The organism is Ensifer sp. Root278, from assembly GCF_001429285.1.
GTDB lineage: Bacteria > Pseudomonadota > Alphaproteobacteria > Rhizobiales > Rhizobiaceae > Ensifer.
The window spans coordinates 57,021-76,888 of sequence record NZ_LMJJ01000041.1; the positions used below are offsets into that span (position 1 = coordinate 57,021).

Annotated in this window: 16 protein-coding genes; 3 read left to right on the forward strand and 13 right to left on the reverse strand. The window is 63.1% G+C overall.

The features are described 5' to 3' along the window. Positions 1-2: 2 nt before the first annotated feature. The 8 genes from ASE60_RS26205 to ASE60_RS26240 form a co-directional block, all read right to left on the reverse strand. The gene (locus ASE60_RS26205; RefSeq protein ID WP_057254532.1) at positions 3-1,619 is read right to left on the reverse strand and encodes a monovalent cation/H+ antiporter subunit D; all 1,617 of its coding nucleotides are present in this window, start codon (positions 1,617-1,619) and stop codon (positions 3-5) included. Continuing rightward, a complete protein-coding gene (locus ASE60_RS26210) occupies positions 1,612-1,959 on the reverse strand; it encodes a Na+/H+ antiporter subunit C (RefSeq protein WP_057254533.1) in 348 nt (115 codons plus the stop codon). Before ASE60_RS26210 ends, ASE60_RS26205 begins: the two co-directional genes overlap by 8 nt. Next, positions 1,959-4,883 (reverse strand): monovalent cation/H+ antiporter subunit A, encoded by a 2,925-nt coding sequence (locus tag ASE60_RS26215; protein WP_348272238.1) that lies wholly within the window; start codon positions 4,881-4,883, stop codon positions 1,959-1,961. The genes ASE60_RS26210 and ASE60_RS26215 overlap by 1 nt, the downstream gene beginning before the upstream one ends. A gap of 311 nt (positions 4,884-5,194) precedes the next feature. Then, positions 5,195-7,834 carry an EAL domain-containing protein gene (locus ASE60_RS26220; protein WP_057254535.1) on the reverse strand — a complete coding sequence of 880 codons (2,640 nt, stop codon included), beginning with the start codon at positions 7,832-7,834 and terminating at the stop codon, positions 5,195-5,197. Positions 7,835-7,969: 135 nt separating this feature from the next. Continuing rightward, on the reverse strand, positions 7,970-8,155 hold the full coding sequence (locus ASE60_RS26225) for a DUF3008 family protein (RefSeq protein WP_057254536.1): 186 nt from the start codon (positions 8,153-8,155) through the stop codon (positions 7,970-7,972). 83 nt (positions 8,156-8,238) lie between these two features. Continuing rightward, the gene (locus tag ASE60_RS26230; protein ID WP_057254537.1) at positions 8,239-9,858 is read right to left on the reverse strand and encodes a cisplatin damage response ATP-dependent DNA ligase; all 1,620 of its coding nucleotides are present in this window, start codon (positions 9,856-9,858) and stop codon (positions 8,239-8,241) included. 4 nt (positions 9,859-9,862) lie between these two features. Beyond that, a complete protein-coding gene (locus ASE60_RS26235; RefSeq protein WP_057254816.1) occupies positions 9,863-10,873 on the reverse strand; it encodes a ligase-associated DNA damage response exonuclease in 1,011 nt (336 codons plus the stop codon). 88 nt (positions 10,874-10,961) lie between these two features. Beyond that, positions 10,962-11,915, reverse strand: a complete 954-nt coding sequence (locus ASE60_RS26240) for a nucleoside hydrolase (RefSeq protein WP_057254538.1) — start codon at positions 11,913-11,915, stop codon at positions 10,962-10,964. Between the two features lie 261 nt (positions 11,916-12,176). Between ASE60_RS26240 and ASE60_RS26245 the strand changes: the two genes are divergently transcribed. Further along, positions 12,177-12,836, forward strand: coding sequence for a hypothetical protein (locus ASE60_RS26245; protein WP_057254817.1), 660 nt, complete (start codon positions 12,177-12,179; stop codon positions 12,834-12,836). A 96-nt stretch (positions 12,837-12,932) separates the two neighbouring features. Here ASE60_RS26245 and lysS read toward each other — a convergent pair whose 3' ends face one another. Together lysS and gltX are read right to left on the reverse strand one after the other, a co-directional pair. Next, positions 12,933-14,429: a lysine--tRNA ligase gene (gene lysS, locus ASE60_RS26250; protein ID WP_057254539.1), complete on the reverse strand. Its 1,497-nt coding sequence runs from the start codon at positions 14,427-14,429 to the stop codon at positions 12,933-12,935. Between the two features lie 10 nt (positions 14,430-14,439). Beyond that, positions 14,440-15,897, reverse strand: coding sequence for a glutamate--tRNA ligase (gene gltX / locus ASE60_RS26255; RefSeq protein WP_057254540.1), 1,458 nt, complete (start codon positions 15,895-15,897; stop codon positions 14,440-14,442). A gap of 259 nt (positions 15,898-16,156) precedes the next feature. On the opposite strand from gltX, the gene ASE60_RS26260 reads away from it, so the two are divergent. Continuing rightward, positions 16,157-16,504: a metalloregulator ArsR/SmtB family transcription factor gene (locus tag ASE60_RS26260; RefSeq protein ID WP_057254541.1), complete on the forward strand. Its 348-nt coding sequence runs from the start codon at positions 16,157-16,159 to the stop codon at positions 16,502-16,504. Positions 16,505-16,728: 224 nt separating this feature from the next. Continuing rightward, entirely contained in the window at positions 16,729-17,109 is a 381-nt protein-coding gene (locus ASE60_RS26265; RefSeq protein ID WP_057254542.1) for a VOC family protein, read from the forward strand. Between the two features lie 236 nt (positions 17,110-17,345). On the opposite strand, the gene ASE60_RS26270 is transcribed toward ASE60_RS26265, so the two are convergent. From ASE60_RS26270 to ASE60_RS26280, 3 genes are all read right to left on the reverse strand, one after another. Continuing rightward, entirely contained in the window at positions 17,346-18,095 is a 750-nt protein-coding gene (locus ASE60_RS26270; RefSeq protein ID WP_057254543.1) for a TerC family protein, read from the reverse strand. 112 nt (positions 18,096-18,207) lie between these two features. Next, entirely contained in the window at positions 18,208-19,047 is an 840-nt protein-coding gene (locus ASE60_RS26275; protein ID WP_057254818.1) for an AraC family transcriptional regulator, read from the reverse strand. Between the two features lie 111 nt (positions 19,048-19,158). After that, positions 19,159-19,857, reverse strand: a complete 699-nt coding sequence (locus ASE60_RS26280) for a TetR/AcrR family transcriptional regulator (RefSeq protein WP_057254544.1) — start codon at positions 19,855-19,857, stop codon at positions 19,159-19,161. Between the last annotated feature and the right edge of the window lie 11 nt (positions 19,858-19,868).

The following is a 19,868-nucleotide window of genomic DNA, read 5'->3' on the forward strand; positions in this document are numbered from 1 at the left end:
GGCTATTGCCCTCCCGCCCGCGGTGCGGTGAGTACGCGTTCTGCATAGCCTGCCGGGTTCAGAAGCGAGTCCGCCGTCGCCTGCATGTAGCGCATCGTCGGGCCGGCCTGCACGCTGAGGTATATGCAGGTGGCGAGCAACACGACGACGGGTGTGATCTCGATGACGACCACCCGCGGCACGGTGTTTTCAATCGACGCCCAGAAAGTGCGGATGCCGACGCGGTTCATGGCGATCATCGCGGCGAGACCGGAGACGATCAAGAGGGTGACATAGGTCCAGTCGGCTGCGGAAATCGCCGGAGTGGCTTCGGCTCCCGACAGGCCGAAAAGACCGCCGAGGATCGCGAATTTGGCGACGAAGCCGGAGAGCGGCGGCAGGCCGGCGAGCAGCAGGGCGCAAAGGCAGAAGCAGAGGCCGAGGATCGCCATGGTGCCGGGGATCGCGGCGCCGACCACTTCTTCCTCCTCGTCCTCGTCGGCATCGCCGTAGGCTTCCATCGTCACCGCCAGAACGTCGGCGCCGGCGTCACGGCCACGCTCGACCAGTTCGATCAAGAGGAAAAAGGCGGAGATCGTCAGTGTCGAGCTGACGAGATAGAACAGCGCGCCGGCAATCATGCTCGGATGGCCGAGGCCGATTGCGGCGAGCAGGGTGCCGGAAGAAACGAGCACCGAATAGGCGGCCAGACGGCCCATTGCCTGGGAGGCCAGCACGCCGATCGCGCCGAAGGCGATTGTCAGCAGGCCACCCAGAAGCAGGATCGGTTGGCCGAAGCCTGCGGAAGCGCCGGCGCTGGCGCCGAAGACCAGCAGCGAAAGCCTGAGGATGACGTAAATGCCGACCTTGGTCAGGATCGCGAAGACGGCGGCCACCGGCGGTGTCGCGGCCGAATAGGCTGTCGGCAGCCAGAAGCTCAAGGGCCACATGCCGGCCTTCACCAGGAAGGCGACGCCGAGCACGCCCGCTCCGACCTCAACCATCTGGCGGTCATCCGGCGAGAGCGTCGCCAGTTTCATCGACAGATCGGCCATGTTGAGCGTGCCGGTCGCGCCATAGATCAGGCTGACGCCGATCAGGAAGAGCGATGAGGCAGCGAGGTTGATAGCAACGTAATGCAGGCCCGCCTTGACGCGGAGCGGCCCGGAGCCGTGCAGCAGCAGGCCGTAGGATGCCGCCAGCATCATCTCGAAGAAGACGAAGAGGTTGAAGAGGTCGCCGGTCAGGAACGAGCCGTTGAGACCGGCGATCAGCAGCTGGACCAGCGAATGGAAGTGGTGGCCGGCCGTGTGCCAGCGCGCGATCGAATAGGCCTGGGCGGCAAGCGCCAGTCCGCTCGTCAGGCACAGCATCAGCGCCGACAGGCGGTCGAGCACCAGCACGATCCCGAAGGGCGCCGGCCAGTTGCCGAGTTGATAGACGCCGCTGCCGGCGGGGGCGCCGTCTAACGAGGCGATGCGCATCAGCACCATCGAGAGGATGAAAAGCGCGAGCGTCGAGACGAAGCCCATCACGCCCTTCAGCATGCGGTTGCGCTCGTCGATCGGGATCATCGCGGCACCGACCATCAGCGGCAGCAGGATCGGCAGAATCAGCAGGTGGTGCACCCAGTTAGTCATGGCGCTGCTCCCGGCCGTCGACGTGGTCGGTGCCCGTGAAGCCGCGCGAGGCGAGCAGCACGACGAGGAAGAGCGCGGTCATCGCGAAGCCGATGACGATCGCGGTCAGGACGAGCGCCTGCGGCACCGGATCGGTATAGCGGCTGAGGTCGCCGACGCCGCCGGGTTCCAGCACCGGCGGCGCGTTCACGCGAAGACGCCCCATGCCGAAGATGAAGAGGTTGACCGCATAGGAAAGCAGCGAGAGGCCGATGATCACCTGGTAGGTGCGCGGACGCAGCAGCAGGTAGACGCCCGATGCGGTCAGCACGCCGATCGCGACAGAGAGGATGATCTCCATTAGCGGGCCTCCTTTCCGCTCCGCGTGGCGCGGGCATGGGCACGCGGCGCACGGATCGACTGGTGGGCAAGGGCGATGAGGATCAGCACCGTTGCGCCGAGCACCAGCGAGAAGACGCCGAGATCGAAGAACAGCGCGCTGGCGAGCGGGAACTTCCCGACGATCGGCAGCGTCACGTATTGCGCGTGCGAGGTGAGGAACGGATAACCGAAGAGCCAGGAGCCGATGCCGGTGGTCGCGGCAACCAGCAGACCGATGCTCATCCAGCGCAGCGGATGGATGCGCAGCCGTTCCTCGACCCAGCGGGTGCCGCCGGACATGTATTGCAGGATAAAGCCGATCGACATGGCGATGCCTGCCGCAAAGCCGCCGCCCGGCAGGTCATGGCCGCGCAGGAACAGATAGGCGGCGAGCATGCCGATGACCGGGAACATCCAGCGCATGATCACAGAAGGCACGAACAGATACTCGGCGACGCTGTCGCCCTTGCTGCGATCCGGGTGGTCGTCGTCGAAGGCGTTCTGGACGCGCTGCTGTTCCGGTGCCTCCAGACTGTCGGCCTGCGGGCGGAAGCGCAGGAGCAGAGCGAAGACCGTGAGCGCGACGATTGCCAGAACGGCGATTTCGCCGAGCGTGTCGAAGCCGCGGAAGTCGACGAGGATGACGTTGACGACGTTGGTGCCGCCGCCCTCCTTGTAGGCGCGCTCGAGGAAGTAGCTGGCGATCGTCTCGGGCATCGGCCGGGTCATCATCGTATAGGCGATGAGCGCCACGCCGCCGCCGGCGGCGATAGCCAGCAGGAAGTCGCGCAGGCGGCGGAAGCGGACCCTGAGCGAAAGCAGCTCCGATTCCTGCGTATCCTCGATGCGCTTCGGCAGCCAGCGAAGACCAAGCAGGATCAGGACCGTCGTGACGATCTCGACGAGCAGCTGAGTCACGGCAAGGTCCGGCGCCGAAAGCCAAACGAAGGTCAGGCAAGTGGTGAGACCGGCGCCGCCAAGCAGCACGAGCGCGGCGAGCCGGTGGAATTTTGCCAGCAGCGCCGCGCCGATCGCGCAGGCGATGCCGACCGCCCAGAGCAGCGCGAAGGCCGGATCGATGCTGCGAACCAGAAGCGGCGGCAGCTCGTATTTGCTCAGAAGCAGCGGCAGCGCACCGGCGGCGACGGCGATGAAGACGAGGAAGCGCATCTGCGGCTGCAGCCGCCGGGTGCCGAGCCGTTGTTCGAGCGAACGCGCCCATTTCCAGGAGAGCGTCACGAGCACGCGCTCGAAGATGCGCTGGCCGTGCAGCACGCGGAAGATCGGCGGCCCCTCGATGCTGGTCGCAAGATAATTGCGCATCAGGAAATAGAGGCCGACGCCGCCCGCCAGCGCCACGAAGCTCATGATCAGCGGCAGGTTCCAGCCATGCCAGACGGAGAGGCTGTAGTGTGGCGTGCTGGCACCCAGGATCGATACGACCGCCGTGTGCAGGAACGGACCAATGGTGATCGCCGGAATGATGCCGACGACCAGGCAGGCGAGCACCAAAAATTCGATCGGTACGCGCATCCAGCGCGGCGGCTCGTGCGGCACCTTTGGCAGATCCTCCGGCGTGTTGCCGAAGAAGACGCTATGGATGAAGCGTAGCGAATAGGTGACCGCGAACATGCCGGCGAGCGTCGCGACGTAGGGCGTCATCGTGTCGAGGATGTTGGCCTGGTGCGTTTCGATCGCCTCGGCGAAGAACATTTCCTTCGAGATGAAGCCGTTCAGAAGCGGAACACCAGCCATGGCAGCGCTCGCCACCATGGCGAGCACCGCCGTTCCCGGCATGTAGCGGATCAGCCCGCCGAGCTTGCGCATGTCACGCGTGCCGGTCTCGTGGTCGATGATGCCCGCCGCCATGAACAGCGACGCTTTGAAGGTGGCGTGGTTGACGATGTGGAAGACCGCGGCGACGGCTGCAAGCGGGCTGCCGAGGCTCAACAGCACCGTGATCAGGCCGAGATGGCTGATGGTGGAATAGGCCAGCAGGCCTTTGAGGTCCTGCTGGAAGATGGCGAAATAGGCGCCGAGCAGCAGGGTGGAGAGCCCGGCAAGGCCGACGATCCAGAACCAGGCCTCGGTACCGGCCATCACAGGCCACAGGCGCACAAGCAGGAAGACGCCTGCCTTCACCATGGTTGCGGAGTGCAGGTAGGCGGAGACCGGCGTCGGTGCCGACATCGCGTGCGGCAGCCAGAAGTGGAACGGGAACTGCGCGCTTTTCGTCAATGCGCCGAGCAGGACCAGGATCAGGACAGGCATATAGAGCGGCGAGTTGCGGATCAGATCGCCCGACGCCAGCACGACGTCGAGGTCGTAGCTGCCGACGATGCGGCCCATCAGCAGGAGGCCGACGAGCATGCAGAGGCCGCCCGTGCCGGTCACGGTCAACGCCATGCGGGCGCCGTCGCGGGCATGGGCATTGTGGTGCCAGTAGCCGATCAGGAGGAACGAAACGATGCTCGTCAGTTCCCAGAAGACCGCAAGCAGGATGAGATTGCCTGAAAGCACGACGCCGAGCATCGAGCCCATGAAGGCAAGAAACAGCGCCAGGAAGCGCGGCACCGGGTCTTCCGCGGCCATGTAATAGCGGGCGTAAATCACGACGAGTACGCCGATCGCTGTCACCAGCACCGTGAAGAGCCAGGCGAAGCCGTCCATCCTGAGCGTGAAATTGAGGCCGAGTTCAGGGAGCCAGGCGATGTCGTAGCGCAGCACGCCGCCCGAGGTGACGAAGGGATAGAGGCTGGCGGCGACGAGGAAACACAGGAGCGCGATCGTTCCTGCGAACCAGGCTGTCGCACCGCGTTGATCGGGCGGAAAGAAGATTGCAAGGAGGCTTCCCGCAAATGGGGCGAGAATGAAGACAGAAAGCAATTTTCCCGCGTATTCGATCGTACCGTTCCCTTCGTTCGGGTTTCATGGAGAGCGGGCACCAGAGCGCCGTGCTTTCAAAAGAACGCACAGGGGACGCACCAGGATGTTGAATCTAGAGCATCTTTTCCGCTTCAGTGGGTTGCCCTTGAAGCGGGACGCCCTAGAGGCCCGAAAGGGCGGTCGCATCAGCGACTGCCGCAGGTGATGCCGCCGATCCCAAGACGTGGAGGCAGGCAATTGTTTTTATGGCGATTCGCGGCAAAGCTGCCAAGCCTTACCGGTGCGAAAAATGCACGCACCGTGTTTTTTGCAGCAGGCCGGCGTGCTTCTCAGGCCGCAAGCCAGCGGCGCTCGAAGGCGAAGGTCGCGAGGTCGTTGGCGTTCATCGGCCGCGCGAAGGCATAGCCTTGCAGCCCGTGGCAGCCGAGTTCCTTCAGGATATGGGCGTGTTCCAGCGTCTCGACGCCTTCGGCGATCACTTCGATGCCGAGCGACGTGCCGATATCGATGATCGATTCGACGAGGCGCTTTTCGGCGGGCGAGTCGAGGATCGGCAGGACGAGCTGGCGATCGATCTTCAGCCGCCGCGGGGTCAGCTTCAGAAGGCTCAGGATCGAGGCATAGCCGGTGCCGAAATCGTCGATCTCGATGTCGATGCCGAGCTCCTTGATCCTGCGGATGTTGGAAAGCACCGTCACGTCGCCCTCGTCGAAGGAGATCGATTCCAGTAGTTCGAAGGACAGGCGGCCCGCCGGAATTTGCAATTGTTCGAGGCGATCGATCAGGTTTTCATCGTGAAGCCGTGCATAGGACAGATTGACCGAGACCTTGGGAATATGGATGCCGCCCGCCTCCCAGCGGTAGATCTGGAACAGCGCCTGTTCCAGGATTGCCTGGTCGATCGACGCGACCACGTTGATGTCTTCCGCCGTCTTCAGGAAGGTATGCGGGCCGAGCAGTCCCTTGGATGGATGATCCCAGCGCGCCAGTGCCTCGACACCTGTTATGTCGAGGGATCGCGGGCAGAACTGCGGCTGGAAATGGGCGATGAACTCGTTGTGCTCCAGCCCGCGAAGGATCTCGTCGGCCGTTTGCTTGGTCTTGAAAACGGCCGTCTTCAGCTCACCGGTAAAGGTCTCGTGCCGGTTGCGGCCGCGGCGCTTGGCTTCGTAGAGCGCAATATCGGCATTGACCAGCACGTGCGACAGATCATCCGTTGCCTTGGCCTGGGCAGCAATGCCGATGCTGACGCCGATGCGGCACTCCTGGTCCTTGTAGCGGACGGGCACGCTCATCGCCTCAATGATGCGGGACGCGAGTGTGGCGTCCGGTTCCATCCCGCCATCCTGGCGAACGATGACGAACTCATCGCCGCCGATGCGAGCAACGAAGTCCCTGGCATCCGCATTGCCCCGGAGCAGCTCGGCGGCATGGCGCAGGATTTCGTCGCCGGCGGCGTGGCCGAGCGTATCGTTGATCTGCTTGAACCGGTCGAGGTCCATGTGGAATATGCTGAGCCGGGCTTCCGGCGCGAAATGCCTGTTGCGCTCGGCCAGGACCTGATCGAGGAACCGGCGGTTCGGCAGGCCGGTCAGCGGATCGTGCAGGGCATTGAATTCCATGCGATGGCGCGCCGCCTCGAGCTCGACGCTGTGCGCCTCGGCCATGCGCTTGGCTTCGAACAGGGTTTCGCGGGTCTCGAAGTCGGCGGTGACGTCCCAGTTGACCCCGACGACCTTCCGCATGCCATCGGCGCCGATATAGGCAGAGCCGATCGCGCGAATGTGACGCAAACTGCCGTCTGGGAGGCAGATGCAGAAGTCCGAGTTGTAGGCGTCGCCCGTCTCGAGCGCTTCTACGAACTCGGCCTCGGCGCGCTGGAGATCGTCGGAATAAAGGGCGCTCCTCCAGTCCTCATAGGTCTCGCGGGTGGAGCCGGCGCGACCGTAGAGTTCGCGCATCCGGTCGTCCCAAAGCAGCTTGCCGCTCGCAATATCCAGCTCCCAAATGCCGATCTGCGAGGAGTCCAGCGCGATCTTCAGCCGATGGGAGAGCTCTTGCAGCTGCGCCTTGCTGTGCCTCAGCGCGCGGATGTTCATCTGCCGCTCGCTCATCAGGCGACCGGTCAGCACCATCGGCAGGATGATCATCAAGCCGCCGAGAACGATCAATCCGCGGATGAACCAGGCATTGCCGGCCGTCGTCGGCCAGCCGCCCCTGGGAACGGCTGCGATGCGCCAGGAGCCGCCCGGCAACAGCACGGTCATCCCGACCGGCGAATGCTTGAAGATCGCGGGGTCGCCAAAGAAGACCTGCCCTTCCGCGCCGGTGCCGTCGCGCCCGGCTATGGCGATATCTATGCCGGGCTGTTCGGAAAGGAGGCCGCTGTCACGATAGAGGCGGTCGATGTCGATGATGGCGGAGACGATGCCCCAGAAGCGATTGCTGCCGCCGCCGGCGTCGATCATTACCGGGAAGCGGCCGATCAGCCCACGCCCGCCCTGGACGAGATCCACCGGGCCGGCAAGCACCATCTGCCTGGTGTTCTTGACGCGCATGACGGCAGCGCGCTGCAACTCGTTCTTGCGGTAATCGAGCCCCAGCGCCTTCTCATTTCCTTTGAGCGGGTAGACGAGCGAGACGACGAGGTTCGGCGCGGCAGCGATGCTGCGCAGTTGCGAGCGTTCGGTAAAGATGCTGCGCGAAAGGGCGGCGAAGCGCTTCTGATCCATGCCCGGCTCGGTGACGAGCGTGCCGATCAAGCCGCGCACGAGCTGGATATTGCCGTTGACGTTGGCTTCGAGCTTGGAGCGGATGGGATTGAGCTCTTCGGCGACCCGTGCGCGCAAGCGCGCCTCGGCCACCACCTGGTTCTGATTGTCCGCCAGGATGCCGGCCACCAGGACCACGAAAGCCGCGATGACCGCCGGAAGGTAGCTTGGCGTTAAAACCCTGGAGAGCCTCTTCATTCCGAGGTTGAAAGCATGTCTGGCAGGCACAAATCACCCCGGCGGCACGCGAATGGCTGTGTATCGACCGGGATGATCCCAAAAGGGTCTTAATAATTCTTGTTTTAGTCGGCTCTTTTATACGAGGTTTCGCATTCAGCCACCCTTGCGCTCGGGTAGCTTCTTGCGCTTGGTCTCGGCGAGTTCCTTGAGTTCGCCTTCCGTCATGGATTTTTCCATCTCGCGGGAGGCGCCCTTGAGACTGGACTTCTTGGTCTCTCCGCGTTTTGCGGCCAGGGCCGCACCGGCTGCCTTCTGCTGAGCCTTCGATTTGGCTGGCATGGAACACCACCTTTCGGTTGATAGCCCCTCCCAACGCTCAGCGGTCGCCGGTGTTCCGAGATTTCCGGATGAATAGCGCGATGCTACGCGCCTTCCCGGGCTTCGATCATGGCTTGCAGTGTCTCCAGGCGATCGGCGTCGCGCGGCAGCTTGTCCTGTCGCAGGCGGGCAATGCGGGGGAAACGCATCGCGACGCCGGATTTGTGCCGGGTCGAGCGGTTGATGCCTTCGAAGGCGACCTCGACGACGAAACCGAAATCGGGTTCGGCCCTGACGGCACGGACGGGTCCGAAACGGTCGGTTGTGTTGTCCCTGACGAAACGGTCGAGAAGCTCCAGCTCGGCGTCGGTGAAGCCGAAATAGGCCTTGCCGACCGGTACCAGCGTTTCCTTCCCGTCGATGACAGTCCAGACGCCGAAGGTGTAATCGGAGTAGTAGCTCGATCGCTTGCCGTGACCGCGCTGTGCATACATCAGCACCGCGTCGATATTAAAGGGCGCACGCTTCCACTTGAACCAGGGCCCTTTGACACGGCCGGGCGTATAGGGCGAATCGAGCCGTTTCAGCATGATGCCTTCGATGACCGGGTCGGGCGGGTCGGCGCGCAGCCGGTCAAGCTCTTCCCAGGACGAGAACGGCACCAGCGGCGACAGGTCGAAATGCTGTGGTGCAGCGCTTTCCACGAGATCGGCAAGCATTGCCCTTCTTGTGACAAAGCCTTGCGGGCGAACGTCCTCTTCGCCCGAAAAGAGAATGTCATAGGCGCGGATGAAGGCGGGGTAGGCATCGAGAAGCTTGTGGCTGACGGTCTTGCGGTTCAGGCGCTGTTGCAGGTCGGCGAAGCTTCGGGTTGCGCGATTGGTGCGTGCCGTGCCGCCGACGAGCAGTTCGCCGTCGATGACGCCGGTGAAGTCGGCGGCTTCGAGTACATCGGGAAAGGCGCCGGAAATCTCGTCGCCGCTGCGGGAGTAAAGACGTTTGACGCCGCCTATATTGGCAAGCTGTACGCGGATCCCGTCCCACTTCCATTCGGCCGCGAAATCCCTGGGGTCGAGCGCGTCGAGATCGCCCTCACCGACGGGATTGGCGAGCATGACCGAGTGGAAGACCGCCGGCGTCGAAAGCTCGGGCTTCTCCGCCTCGCCCAAGAGCCAGCGGAAGAGCGGCAGATAGGGCGGTGACAGGCCGTGCCAGAGCGTCTCGATTTCGGCGACATCCTTGCCGCCCATGTCGGCAAGCGCCTGTTTGGCGAGCTTCGCCGATACACCGATGCGCAGGCCTCCGGTCACCAGCTTGAGGAAGGCGAAGCGCGCCGAGGTGTCCAGGTGGTCGAGCATGTCGCGCACGACGCTGCGCACGTCGGCGCGCCCGGTCATCTGCAGGCGCTCGATGGCGGCACCCAGCGGGATGTCCGATTGAACCGTACCAACCGGGGGTTCCCAGACGAGCGAGACCGTTTCGGCGAGGTCGCCGACATAGTCGTAGGAGTACTGGAAGAGCACCGCGTCCATGCGTTCGAGGAGCAGGTCCCGGATCATCGCCGGCTTGACCGTGTTCAGCGACAGCGTACCGGCGATCGCCGCGAGCGCGTAGCCGCGGCTCGGATCCGGCGCCGTCCGGAAGTAATCGGCAAGCAGGCGGATCTTGGCGTTGCGCTGCGGGCTCAGGACGAGGCGATCGAGCAGTTCGGCGAAGGCGTGCATCCCGTCACTCTCCCTCGTCGTCGTAACCGACGAGGTGCAGCGGGCGGGCGGCGATGCCTTGCAGCTCGCACCAGCGCACCAGTGCTTCCTCGCGGCCGTGCGTGACCCAGACTTCGCCGGGAGCGATCTCGGTGATCGTCTCAGTCAGCTCAGCCCAGTCGCAATGGTCGGAAATGACCAAGGGCAGTTCGACGCCGCGCTGTTTCGCTCTTTGGCGGATCAGCATCCAGCCGGAGGCGAAGATGGCGATCGGATCGGTGAAGCGCCGCGACCAGCGGTCGGCGAAGGCGGCGGGCGGGCCGATCACGATGGTCCCTCTGAAATCCTGCTTTTCGTCGGCGGCAAGTGTTGCCGGACGAAGTTCGCCGAGATCGATGCCCTGGCTCTGGTAGTAGTCGCAGAGCCGCTGCAGGGCGCCGTGGATGAAGATCGGTTGGTGGTAGCCCTCTTCGCGCAGGAGCGCGATGACGCGCTGAGCCTTGCCGAGCGCATAGGCGCCGACCACGTGGGTCCGTTCGGGAAACTGGGTAAGCGAGGTGAGCAGCTTGCGCGTCTCGGCCCGGTCGTCCGGGTGGTGGAAGACCGGCAGACCGAAGGTGGCCTCGGTGATGAACACGTCGCAGGCAACCGGTTCGAAACCCGTGCAGGTCGGATCCCGTCGCCGTTTGTAGTCGCCGGAGACGACGATGCGGATACCGTTGGCATGCACTGAGATCTGTGCCGAGCCAAGCACGTGGCCGGCGGGATGGAAGCCCACCTCGACACCGTTCAGCGTCAGCCTTTCCCCGAGTTCGACCGCCTGGCTCGTGCCGCAGAATCCATCTCCGTAACGAATGCGCATGATGTCGAGGGTTTCGCGGGTGGCGAGCACCTGGCCGTGGCCGGCGCGGGCATGGTCGGAATGGCCATGGGTAATGAGCGCCCTTTCGACCGGCTGCACCGGGTCGATGTAGAAATCGCCAATCTGGCAGTAGAGACCCTTGGGGGCGGGATAGAGCAGGGCGTCCGGTTTCATGGACATAAAGATAGCCGGCGAACGCGCGTCCGCCAGCCATCTTGTTCAAGTTTTTCAAGGCGCAACATCGGTCGCGCCTCGATCAGGTTCAGTCGTTCAAGACAAGCGTGTCGCTGATCAGCTTCAGCGTGCGGGCCGCATCGATGTCGATGCAGGCCTTCTGGCTTGGCAGATTGTCCCACGGGCTCGGCGGGAAGAGCCTGTTGTCGGGGCTCTGGATCGTCTGGCCGTCGGCAATGCCGCCGCAGACGACACGGATCGATCCGCTTCTGACGGTGAAGAGATCGGGCGCCACGACATAGGCGCAGGCGCAGCTGTCATGCACGACCATGCCATCGGGAACATGCTGCTCGTAGAAGGTGACGTAGAACTTCGAGATGTCAGCAAGCAGCTTGCCGGCCTCGCCGCCGCGCTCGGCTATGTCGGCGATCATCGCCTTGGTCATCACGGTCTGGGTGGTGACGTCGAGGCCGACGACGGTGACCGGCCACGCGGCCGTCATCACCACGTCAGCGGCTTCCGGGTCGCCGTGGATATTGGCTTCGGCAGCGGGTGTGATGTTGCCGTTGACGTCGAAGGCGCCGCCCATGATGACGACTTCGCGCACGAGTGCGGCAAAATCCGGATCCTCGCGCAGCGCCAGCGCCAGGTTGGTCATGCGGCCGACGGCGATCAGCGTCACTTCGCCCGGATGGGCGCGGACCGTATCGATGATGAAGCGGTGCGCCGGGCGCGGGTCGATCGGCAGGTCGACAGTCTCCGGGACATCGATGTTGCCGAGGCCGTCGTCGCCGTGGATGAAGGTCGGCCAGCCGACATGCGGACGGTCGGGGTCGAAGGTCTTGTCGAGGCCCTTGGCAACCGGTGCATCGATGCCCCATTGCTGCTTCAGGAACAGCGCATTGCGGGTGGTGGTTTCGACCGAGGCATTACCGAAGACAGTGGTGATGCCGATCAGGTTGATAGCCGGATGACGATGCAGGAAAAGCAGCGCCATCGCATCGTCGATGCCCGGGTCCGTATCAAAGATGACTTTGTGCATTGCGTTCTTCTTTTCTTGTTCTTGTGTTTGACGGCCCGCAATGGAGGCAAGATGGCTGTGAAAGTCAATCTCCCTCGCGGGCGCCTGGGCCGAGACTGAGCGCCTTCCTGGCCGGTTTCCGTTGGAACATCGCTGCACCGGCAGACATGGCGGGCTCCCTCGCAGCAGCTTAAACTTTCCGAAAGGGTGGCGCGCCTAATGTTGAGGCGCGCCCTTTCGGGCTTTTCTGCAATTCCTGGATATGACGGCGGAGTCACCCTCGTGAAGGCTATCCTCGGCAAGTTTCGGCCATCGAAGAGGCTGCTCGTCATCCTCGCGGCCGCCTTCGGCGTGTCGGCCGCATCCGGCGGGGCCGCTGTCTATGTCAGCCGGGACGCACTGATGGCGGGGCTTTCCAAGCCGAATACATCGGGTCTCGAATGCACGATGCTGCGGACCCTCAAGCTCAGCCATAACGGCCAGCGCTGGATCCGCATGCACGTCAAGACCGATCGCGCCGATGGCGAGGCACGCATGCGCACGGCCCTGCGTGTGGTCGGCGCGCTGGCGAAGGCCGAGAGCGCCGATCTCTATCAGGTCGTCGTGCTCGACGCGGCCGGCCCGGAGGATCGGGCGCAGGTTCGCGGAGCCGCAATCGGGGCGGAAGTGCTTTTCGCTCCGGGCCCGCAGAGCGTGCCTGGAATGAGCGAAACGTTCCGCGCTTCCTATAATGCCGGTACGGCGAATTCCGTCGGCGTCTTTCATGGCAAGACGGTCGATCTCTCGATGGATGATATCCGCATGATGATGGCAGCGATGGACGACCACTCGTCGTGCATCGATCCGTCCGCGGATCCGGCCGAAGCCAAGACCGCCGAAGCAGGCGGTGCCGAACATGCGGCCGAACCGGAGGAGACGGCCGAGGCGCCGGCCGGTCACTGAGACCACGCTGCGTCCGAGACGTCGGATCATCATCAGAAAATAAAAGGCCCGACGCTGGTGCGGCGGGCCTTCGTGTTCGTGGCAATGCGACCTTGATCAGTCGGCCTTCTGGCGGCGTGCCGGGAAGAGGATGACGTCGCGGATCGACGGCGCATTGGTCAGAAGCATGATCAGGCGGTCGACGCCGATGCCGAGGCCACCGGCCGGCGGCATGCCCTGGTCGATGGCATCGAGGAACTCGTCGTCGAGCTGCTTGGCCTTTTCGCCGCGAGCATGCGCCTGTTCGAGCTGCTCGACCATGCGGGCGCGCTGCTCTTCCGGGTCGTTGAGTTCCGAGAAGGCGTTGCCGAGTTCCCAGGCGTTGCAATAGGTCTCGAAACGCTCGACCAGGCGCGGTTCGCCCGGCACTTCCTTGGCGAAGGGCGAGATGTCCTTCGGGAAATGCGTGACGTGGGCCGGCTGGATCAGCGTTCCTTCAACCTTTTCTTCAAAGATGAAGGCGAGGCACTCGCCCCAGGTCCAGTCCTTCTCGACTTCGAAGCCGGCAGCCTTGGCGGCCGCGCGGGCTTCCTCGTCGGTCTTCATCGCCAGGAAGTCGATGCCTGTCGCTTCCTTGACGGCGTCGGGCATCGGCACGCGGCGGAACGGACCCTTGAAGGAGATTTCCTTGTCGCCGTAGGCAAATTCGGTCGAACCGTGGATCGCCATCGCCAGCTCGGCGAACAGCCGCTCGACGAGGTCCATGATGTCCTCGTAGTCGGCATAGGCCCAGTAGCACTCCATCATGGTGAATTCCGGATTGTGCCGGGTGGAGACGCCTTCGTTGCGGAAGTTGCGGTTGATCTCGAAGACCTTGTCGGTGAGGCCCGAAACCAGCGTGCGCTTCAGGTACAGTTCCGGCGCGATGCGCAGGAACATGTCGAGCTTCAGCGTGTTGTGATGCGTCTTGAACGGCTCGGCGGTAGCGCCGCCGTAGACCGAATGCAGCATCGGCGTTTCGACTTCCATGAAGCCGTCGTTTTCCATGAAGCGGCGGATGCCGGAAACGATGCGGCTGCGGCTCTGAAAGCGCAGCTTCGATTCCTCGTTGGTCATGATGTCGAGGTGACGCTTGCGGTAGCGAATTTCGATGTCGGAGAGGCCGTGCCACTTCTCGGGCATCGGCAGCAGCGACTTCGTCAGCATGGTGATCGCCTGGGCGTTGATCGTCAGCTCGCCGCGCTTGGTACGGCGCACGACGCCGGTGACGCCGATGATGTCGCCGATGTCGATCATCGGCAGCAGGCCGCGGGCCTCTTCGCTCGTCACGTCCTTGTGGCTGAAGATCTGAATCTTGCCGGAGGCGTCATGGATGTCCATGAACATGCCGGAGTTGCGCGAGGAGTAGACGCGGCCGGCAACGGTCACGACATCCTGCGTCTCGGTGTCCGGTTCCAGGCCTTCGTACTTGGCGGTGAGTTCGGCATTGCTCATCGTCCGGTGGAAATGCGCCGGATAGACGTCGCCGATCTGTTCGCGCAGCAGCTTCAGCTTCTGTGCGCGGACTTCCGTTGCGTCGGAGGAGAGGCCAGTGGTCTCGGTCTTGTCGTTCATCGTGCTCTCCTTACTTTCCGCTGCCGACCATGGAGGCGACCACCTGGGAAGCGACCTTCAGGCGCTGGCGTACCACGGCGCGGCCCAGGATTTCCATGCTGTCGAACAGCGGCAACGAGCGCTGCGAGCCGGAAACCGCCACAAAGAGCGGCGCCACGATGACCTTCAGCTTCTTGCCCATGCGTTCGGCGACCGCGCGCAGTTCCGCTTCGATCGACTCCTTGTTCCATTCGAGGATCTTTTCGAGATCCGGCTGAACGGCGTTGAGGACCTCGAGCAGTTCTTCGGGCGTCGACTTGACACCGGCGAAGGCAGCCGGCTGCAGGCCGAGATCGGACTTGAACAGGAAGCTTGCGAGATCCGGCAGTTCGCCGAGCTTCGAGATGCGCGACTGGCTGAGCTTCAGGCCCTGCTTCAGGCGGTCGTTTTCCATCGCCCAGGCAAGCACACGGGCAGCGAACTCGTCTTCCGAGAGCTTCTCGCGGATCCAGCGCGCGTTCAGCCAGTCGAGCTTCTGGATATCGAAGATCGCGCCGGCCTTGGACAGGTTTTCCGGATCGAACTTTGCCGCGAGCTCGTCGATCGTGAGCAACTCCTCGCCTTCGGCGATCTGGATGAAGAACAGGCCGAGGAAGTTCATCAGCGCTTCCGGCAGATAGCCGAGGGCGGTGTAGTAGGAGATCGACGTCGGGTTCTTGCGCTTCGACAGCTTCGACTTGTCGGCATTGCGCATCAGCGACAGGTGCATGAATTTTGGCGGTTCGAGGCCGAGGTACTGGTAGATCAGGATGTGCTTCGGCACGGAAGCCAGCCACTCCTCGCCGCGGGCGACGTGGGTGATCTTCATCAGATGGTCGTCGACGACGTTTGCCATGTGGTAGGTCGGCATGCCGTCGGCCTTCAAGAGCACCTGCATGTCGACGGCATCCCACGGGATTTCGACGTCGCCATAGACGCCGTCGTTAAACTTGCACGAACCCTCGGTCGGGATCTTCATGCGCACGACATGCGGCTCGCCGGCGGCAACGCGCGACGTCACTTCTTCGGCTGTAAGGTTGAGGCAAAGGCCGTCATACTTCGACGGCTTGCCGGCGGCGCGCTGGCTCTCGCGCATCTGTTCGAGCCGCTCGGGCGTGCAGAAGCAGCGGAAGCCGTGACCGTTCTCGACGATCTTCTCGACATAGGGACGGTACATGTCCTTGCGGTCGCTCTGGCGATAGGGGCCATAGGGACCACCGACATCAGGACCTTCAGACCATTCGAGCCCGCACCATTTCAGCGCGTCCAGCACCTTCTGTTCGAACTCCGGCGTCGAGCGGGTCGCATCGGTGTCTTCGATGCGCAGGATGAACTCGCCGCCGTGTTTCTTCGCAAAGAGGTAGTTGAACAGAGCGATATAGGCCGTGCCGACATGCGGCTCGCCGGTGGGGGAGGGTGCGATGCGTACCCGGACTGCTGAATTTGCCATGGTCTTTTTGCCCGTCTGACGTGCTTTTCGCCCCTTGCCGGAAAAGAAATCCGACCGCCGGGGCGCGCATTTTATGGGAAGGAAAGGCCCGCAAGGGTGCCGCAACAGCGGTATCGGCAGGCTATTCCAGTCGGCTCGCGTGAGACCATAGAACACCGATCATGTCAACGGAAAGTGGACCACGTCGGTTTTTGTTGACACTGCCGGCCCTGGACGATAATGAACCGAATGGTTATTTAACTGAAAGGTTTTTTAGAAAATGCCGGAAGATCGCTTGTCGACGACGCTCTCCGCCCTGGCCGACCCAACGCGAAGGGCGATCCTTGCCCGTCTCGCCCTCGGAGAGGCCTCGGTCGGCGAACTGGCGGAGCCCTTCGCAATGAGCCTGCCGGCAGTGTCCAAGCATCTCAAGGTTCTCGAGCGCGCCGGGCTGATCAGCCGCGGCCGCGAAGCGCAATGGCGCCCGTGCCGGCTCGAGGCCGCGCCGCTGAAGGACGTCAACAGCTGGCTCGACAGTTACCGCCGCTTCTGGGAGCAGAAGTTCGATCGTCTCGACACCTATTTGCAGGAACTCCAGCACATCGATCCGGACGCCGGAAAGAACTGATCGTCATTCCATCTTCCGTGTCCGGCCGTTCTGCTGTAAGCAGGACGCGTCGAAAAAGGCAGGACCGGATATGGTAAGCCCGGTCCCTTCGGTTTTCTAACGAAGCTCTGCTCGAACGTCCCGTTCGAACCCACGACGTGGTTCCGATGCAATCGCATCGGTCCGCGGCGGGGTATGCATATCGACGCAGTCCGCCGCGTTTCTCGAACACGGAGACTGTGAACATGCGACTGAATCATATCGACCTCTATAGCCCCGTCGTTGCCGAAACGGCTTCCTTCCTCATCGACCATTTCGGCCTGACGCTGGTCGAAAAGCGCGGCAAGGACGCCTTCTATCGCTTGACGGATGGTTTCGGCCTCGTGCTCGTCGTCAGCCCGCCGATCACGGCACTTGGCGGCGGCGACCAGTTGAACCTCGGTGCCCAGACCTACCACATCGGCTTCCTGCTGCCGGCGCGGGCCGAGGTCGACGACGCCTACCGGCGGGTGCGTGGATCCGGCGCCCAGGTGATCGCACCGGAGGACCGGCACGGCGCCTACGTCTTCTATGTGGTCATTCCCGGCAACATTCTGGTCGAAGTCGGTCATCGCGCAGACGTCTGAACCGGACCGGAGGTCAGCGGAACGTTTCCTCGGGAGAGGCGTTGTCCAATCAGAAGGCGTGGAGCCAGCCACCGGCATGGCTCAGCGAAAGAGGAGGAGTGATCCTGTATTTCGCTGAAGGCTCGCGGTTGACGGCCGGTCGGTTCGGTCCCGCGTCTTCGTGAACTCCCGCAAACAAGAAGGCCCGCATCGGCGATGCGGGCCTTTTCGCGATGAGACCGTCGTGGCTCAGCTCGTCAGTTGAGCTTGCCTGCGTTCCGGAGCCGCGCATTGCGCGCGACCATGTTGAGGATTTCGACAAGGGCCGAGAAAGCCATGGCGGCGTAGATGTAACCCTTCGGCACATGCAGGCCCATGCCTTCGGCAATCAGCGTCGTGCCGATCATCAAGAGGAAGGCGAGCGCCAGCATGACGATCGTCGGGTTCTTCTCGATGAAGTTGGCGAGCGGATTGGCGGCGACGAGCATAACGGTCACGGCGGCAATCACGGCGATGACCATGATCGGCAGGTGCGGCGTCATGCCAACGGCGGTGATGATGCTGTCGACGGAGAAGACAAGGTCGAGCAACAGGATCTGAGCGATCGCAGCGCCGAAGCTGTTGATCGCCGAAGACGCGATGAAGTCCTCGCCATGATCGGCCGGATCGACATTGTGGTGGATTTCCTTGGTCGCCTTCCAGACGAGGAACAGGCCACCGGCAATCAGGATCATGTCCTTCCAGGAGAAGCCGTGGCCGAAGGCCTCGAACACCGGCGTCGTCAGCTTGACGATCCAGGCAACGGTGCCGAGCAGGGCAAGGCGCATGACGAGGGCGAGGCCGATGCCGATGCGGCGGGCCCTTTCGCGATGCTCCAGTGGTAGCTTGTTGGTGAGGATCGAGATGAAGATCAGGTTGTCGATGCCGAGAACCACCTCCATGACCACAAGCGTGACGAGGGCGACCCAGGCGGCGGGGTCTTGGGCAAGCAACAGGATATCCTGCATCGGCGATCTTCCTTTGTGGGTGGCGCGTCGTCGCGCAAGAATCGCCGAAAGTATTTAAGAAACATCGCGGAGGTGACAAGCGCCGCCGCTATTTGCGGCGGCGCTTTACCGTTTACGATTTGATCGGAATCCACAGTTCGACGACGCCCATGCCCGAATGCGGGTCGAAGCGCTCGTCGTAGCGTTCGATGAGATCAGGCGTTTCGCCGTGCTGAAGTCCGGACTCGGGCAACCAAGTGCCGAAGACATGGTCCGCGGTCTTGGCGATCGCGGAGATGTGGCCGCGGTGCAGGAAGACGGCATAACGCTGCTTCGGCAGCTTCAGCGTCGAAAAGCCCTCCGGCAGGTCGTCGGTTTCGCTGACTTCCGCGGCTGCCATGTAACGGAAGGTTCCGGCCTCGCCATTGCTATGGGTGCAGACACCATAGGCGATGTCGCCCTTCTGGCCGGCTATGTTGCCGAAATGGCGGTTGAACCGCTGCCAGAGCGACGGGATGCCCTCGGTGCGGCTGTAGGCATAGGTTTCCGCTAGGCCCGCCAGAAGCAGGGGCGGGCTGTCTTCGAAGCGCGGCGGGTCGATCTTGAGAAGGCGGGTATCGTCCATTCTTAAAGGCTCCATCAGTTCGATGTTTCGAACATGCCTTTGCTTGCGCACCGTCTCGGGCGTCACGCCGAACTGGTCGCGAAAGGCGCGGGTGAAAGCCTCGTGCGAGCCGTAGCCCGCTTCGAGGGCTACCGAAAGAATGCTGAGGGAACCATCGGCCAGGGCGTAAGCGGCATCGCTGAGGCGCCGGCCGCGAATATAGGCGCTGATCGAACGGCCCGTGACCAGCCCGAAAACGCGCGAGAGATGGAAGCGCGAGAGGCCAGCGGCCCCGGCGATCTCATCCAGCGATATGTCCCTTGCGAAATGGCTCTCGATGAACCAGACCGCGCGTCCGATGGCACTCATCATCACTCCTTTGGCAGCGCCCTGGTGATAGGGTCTTGCCGGAAGGCGCGCTTGATCGCAATTGCTGGATTGTAACGCCGGAGGGGTCGGAAGAGTTCGGCGCCAGCCGTCCTATTTCTTCGGTCCGTAGGCGGACATGAAGACGCGGACGGCGGCGGTCACCGTCGCCTCGATCTGTTCCTTCGGCGGTGCGGTGCACATGCCGCCGAACAGGCGGTGCTTGAAGAGCCCGGCCTGCGCCATTTCGATGAACTGGCGGGCGGCCATCTCGGTGTTGTCGATATCCAGAGTACCGGCAGGAACCTGCCGGTCGAGATAGGCCTTGAGCACGGTATAACCGTTTTCCGGCGCCTCGCTGAAGAAGCGCTCGGCCAGATGCGGCATGCGATCGATCACGCCGATCACCATGCGCATGGAGCGGATCGTTTCTTCGGCCGTCATGCTGGTCGTCAGCGTCACGCCGAAATCGTAGAGCGATTCCTCGACGTCGTCGTGATCGTTGAGCGCGTGCTTGGCGGTCTGGACCACCCGGGTCTTGCCCTTGATGATCAGAGCCTTGAACAGGTCTTCCTTGTTCTCGAAATAGACGTAGAGCGTACCCTTGGAGACGCCGGCCTCGCGGGTGATGTCGTTCATGCTGGCAGCGTCGAAACCCTGGCTCAGAAAGGCGCGCCGGGCACCTTCGAGGATCTGCTCGCGCTTGGCGGGGTCCTCGCCGGCGGCGTGGCGGCCGCCCATCGAAAAGAGATCTTCGTCCTGGCCGACATTCGGCTGGATCATGTCCTGGGTTCCGGTCTTCACCGTGCTCATGGTGGTCGCTT

Bases quoted from the DNA above. Each gene is read 5' to 3' on its own strand.
- ASE60_RS26210 (WP_057254533.1), bottom strand. From the start codon at position 1,959: ATGGAGATCATCCTCTCTGTCGCGATCGGCGTGCTGACCGCATCGGGC.
- ASE60_RS26275 (WP_057254818.1), bottom strand. From the start codon at position 19,047: ATGAGTGCCATCGGACGCGCGGTCTGGTTCATCGAGAGCCATTTCGCA.
- gltX (WP_057254540.1), bottom strand. From the start codon at position 15,897: ATGGCAAATTCAGCAGTCCGGGTACGCATCGCACCCTCCCCCACCGGC.
- ASE60_RS26270 (WP_057254543.1), bottom strand. From the start codon at position 18,095: ATGCAGGATATCCTGTTGCTTGCCCAAGACCCCGCCGCCTGGGTCGCC.
- ASE60_RS26205 (WP_057254532.1), bottom strand. From the start codon at position 1,619: ATGACTAACTGGGTGCACCACCTGCTGATTCTGCCGATCCTGCTGCCG.
- ASE60_RS26265 (WP_057254542.1), top strand. From the start codon at position 16,729: ATGCGACTGAATCATATCGACCTCTATAGCCCCGTCGTTGCCGAAACG.
- ASE60_RS26235 (WP_057254816.1), bottom strand. From the start codon at position 10,873: ATGAAACCGGACGCCCTGCTCTATCCCGCCCCCAAGGGTCTCTACTGC.
- ASE60_RS26230 (WP_057254537.1), bottom strand. From the start codon at position 9,858: ATGCACGCCTTCGCCGAACTGCTCGATCGCCTCGTCCTGAGCCCGCAG.
- lysS (WP_057254539.1), bottom strand. From the start codon at position 14,429: ATGAACGACAAGACCGAGACCACTGGCCTCTCCTCCGACGCAACGGAA.
- ASE60_RS26220 (WP_057254535.1), bottom strand. From the start codon at position 7,834: ATGAAGAGGCTCTCCAGGGTTTTAACGCCAAGCTACCTTCCGGCGGTC.
- ASE60_RS26260 (WP_057254541.1), top strand. From the start codon at position 16,157: ATGCCGGAAGATCGCTTGTCGACGACGCTCTCCGCCCTGGCCGACCCA.
- ASE60_RS26280 (WP_057254544.1), bottom strand. From the start codon at position 19,857: ATGAGCACGGTGAAGACCGGAACCCAGGACATGATCCAGCCGAATGTC.
- ASE60_RS26240 (WP_057254538.1), bottom strand. From the start codon at position 11,915: ATGCACAAAGTCATCTTTGATACGGACCCGGGCATCGACGATGCGATG.
- ASE60_RS26225 (WP_057254536.1), bottom strand. From the start codon at position 8,155: ATGCCAGCCAAATCGAAGGCTCAGCAGAAGGCAGCCGGTGCGGCCCTG.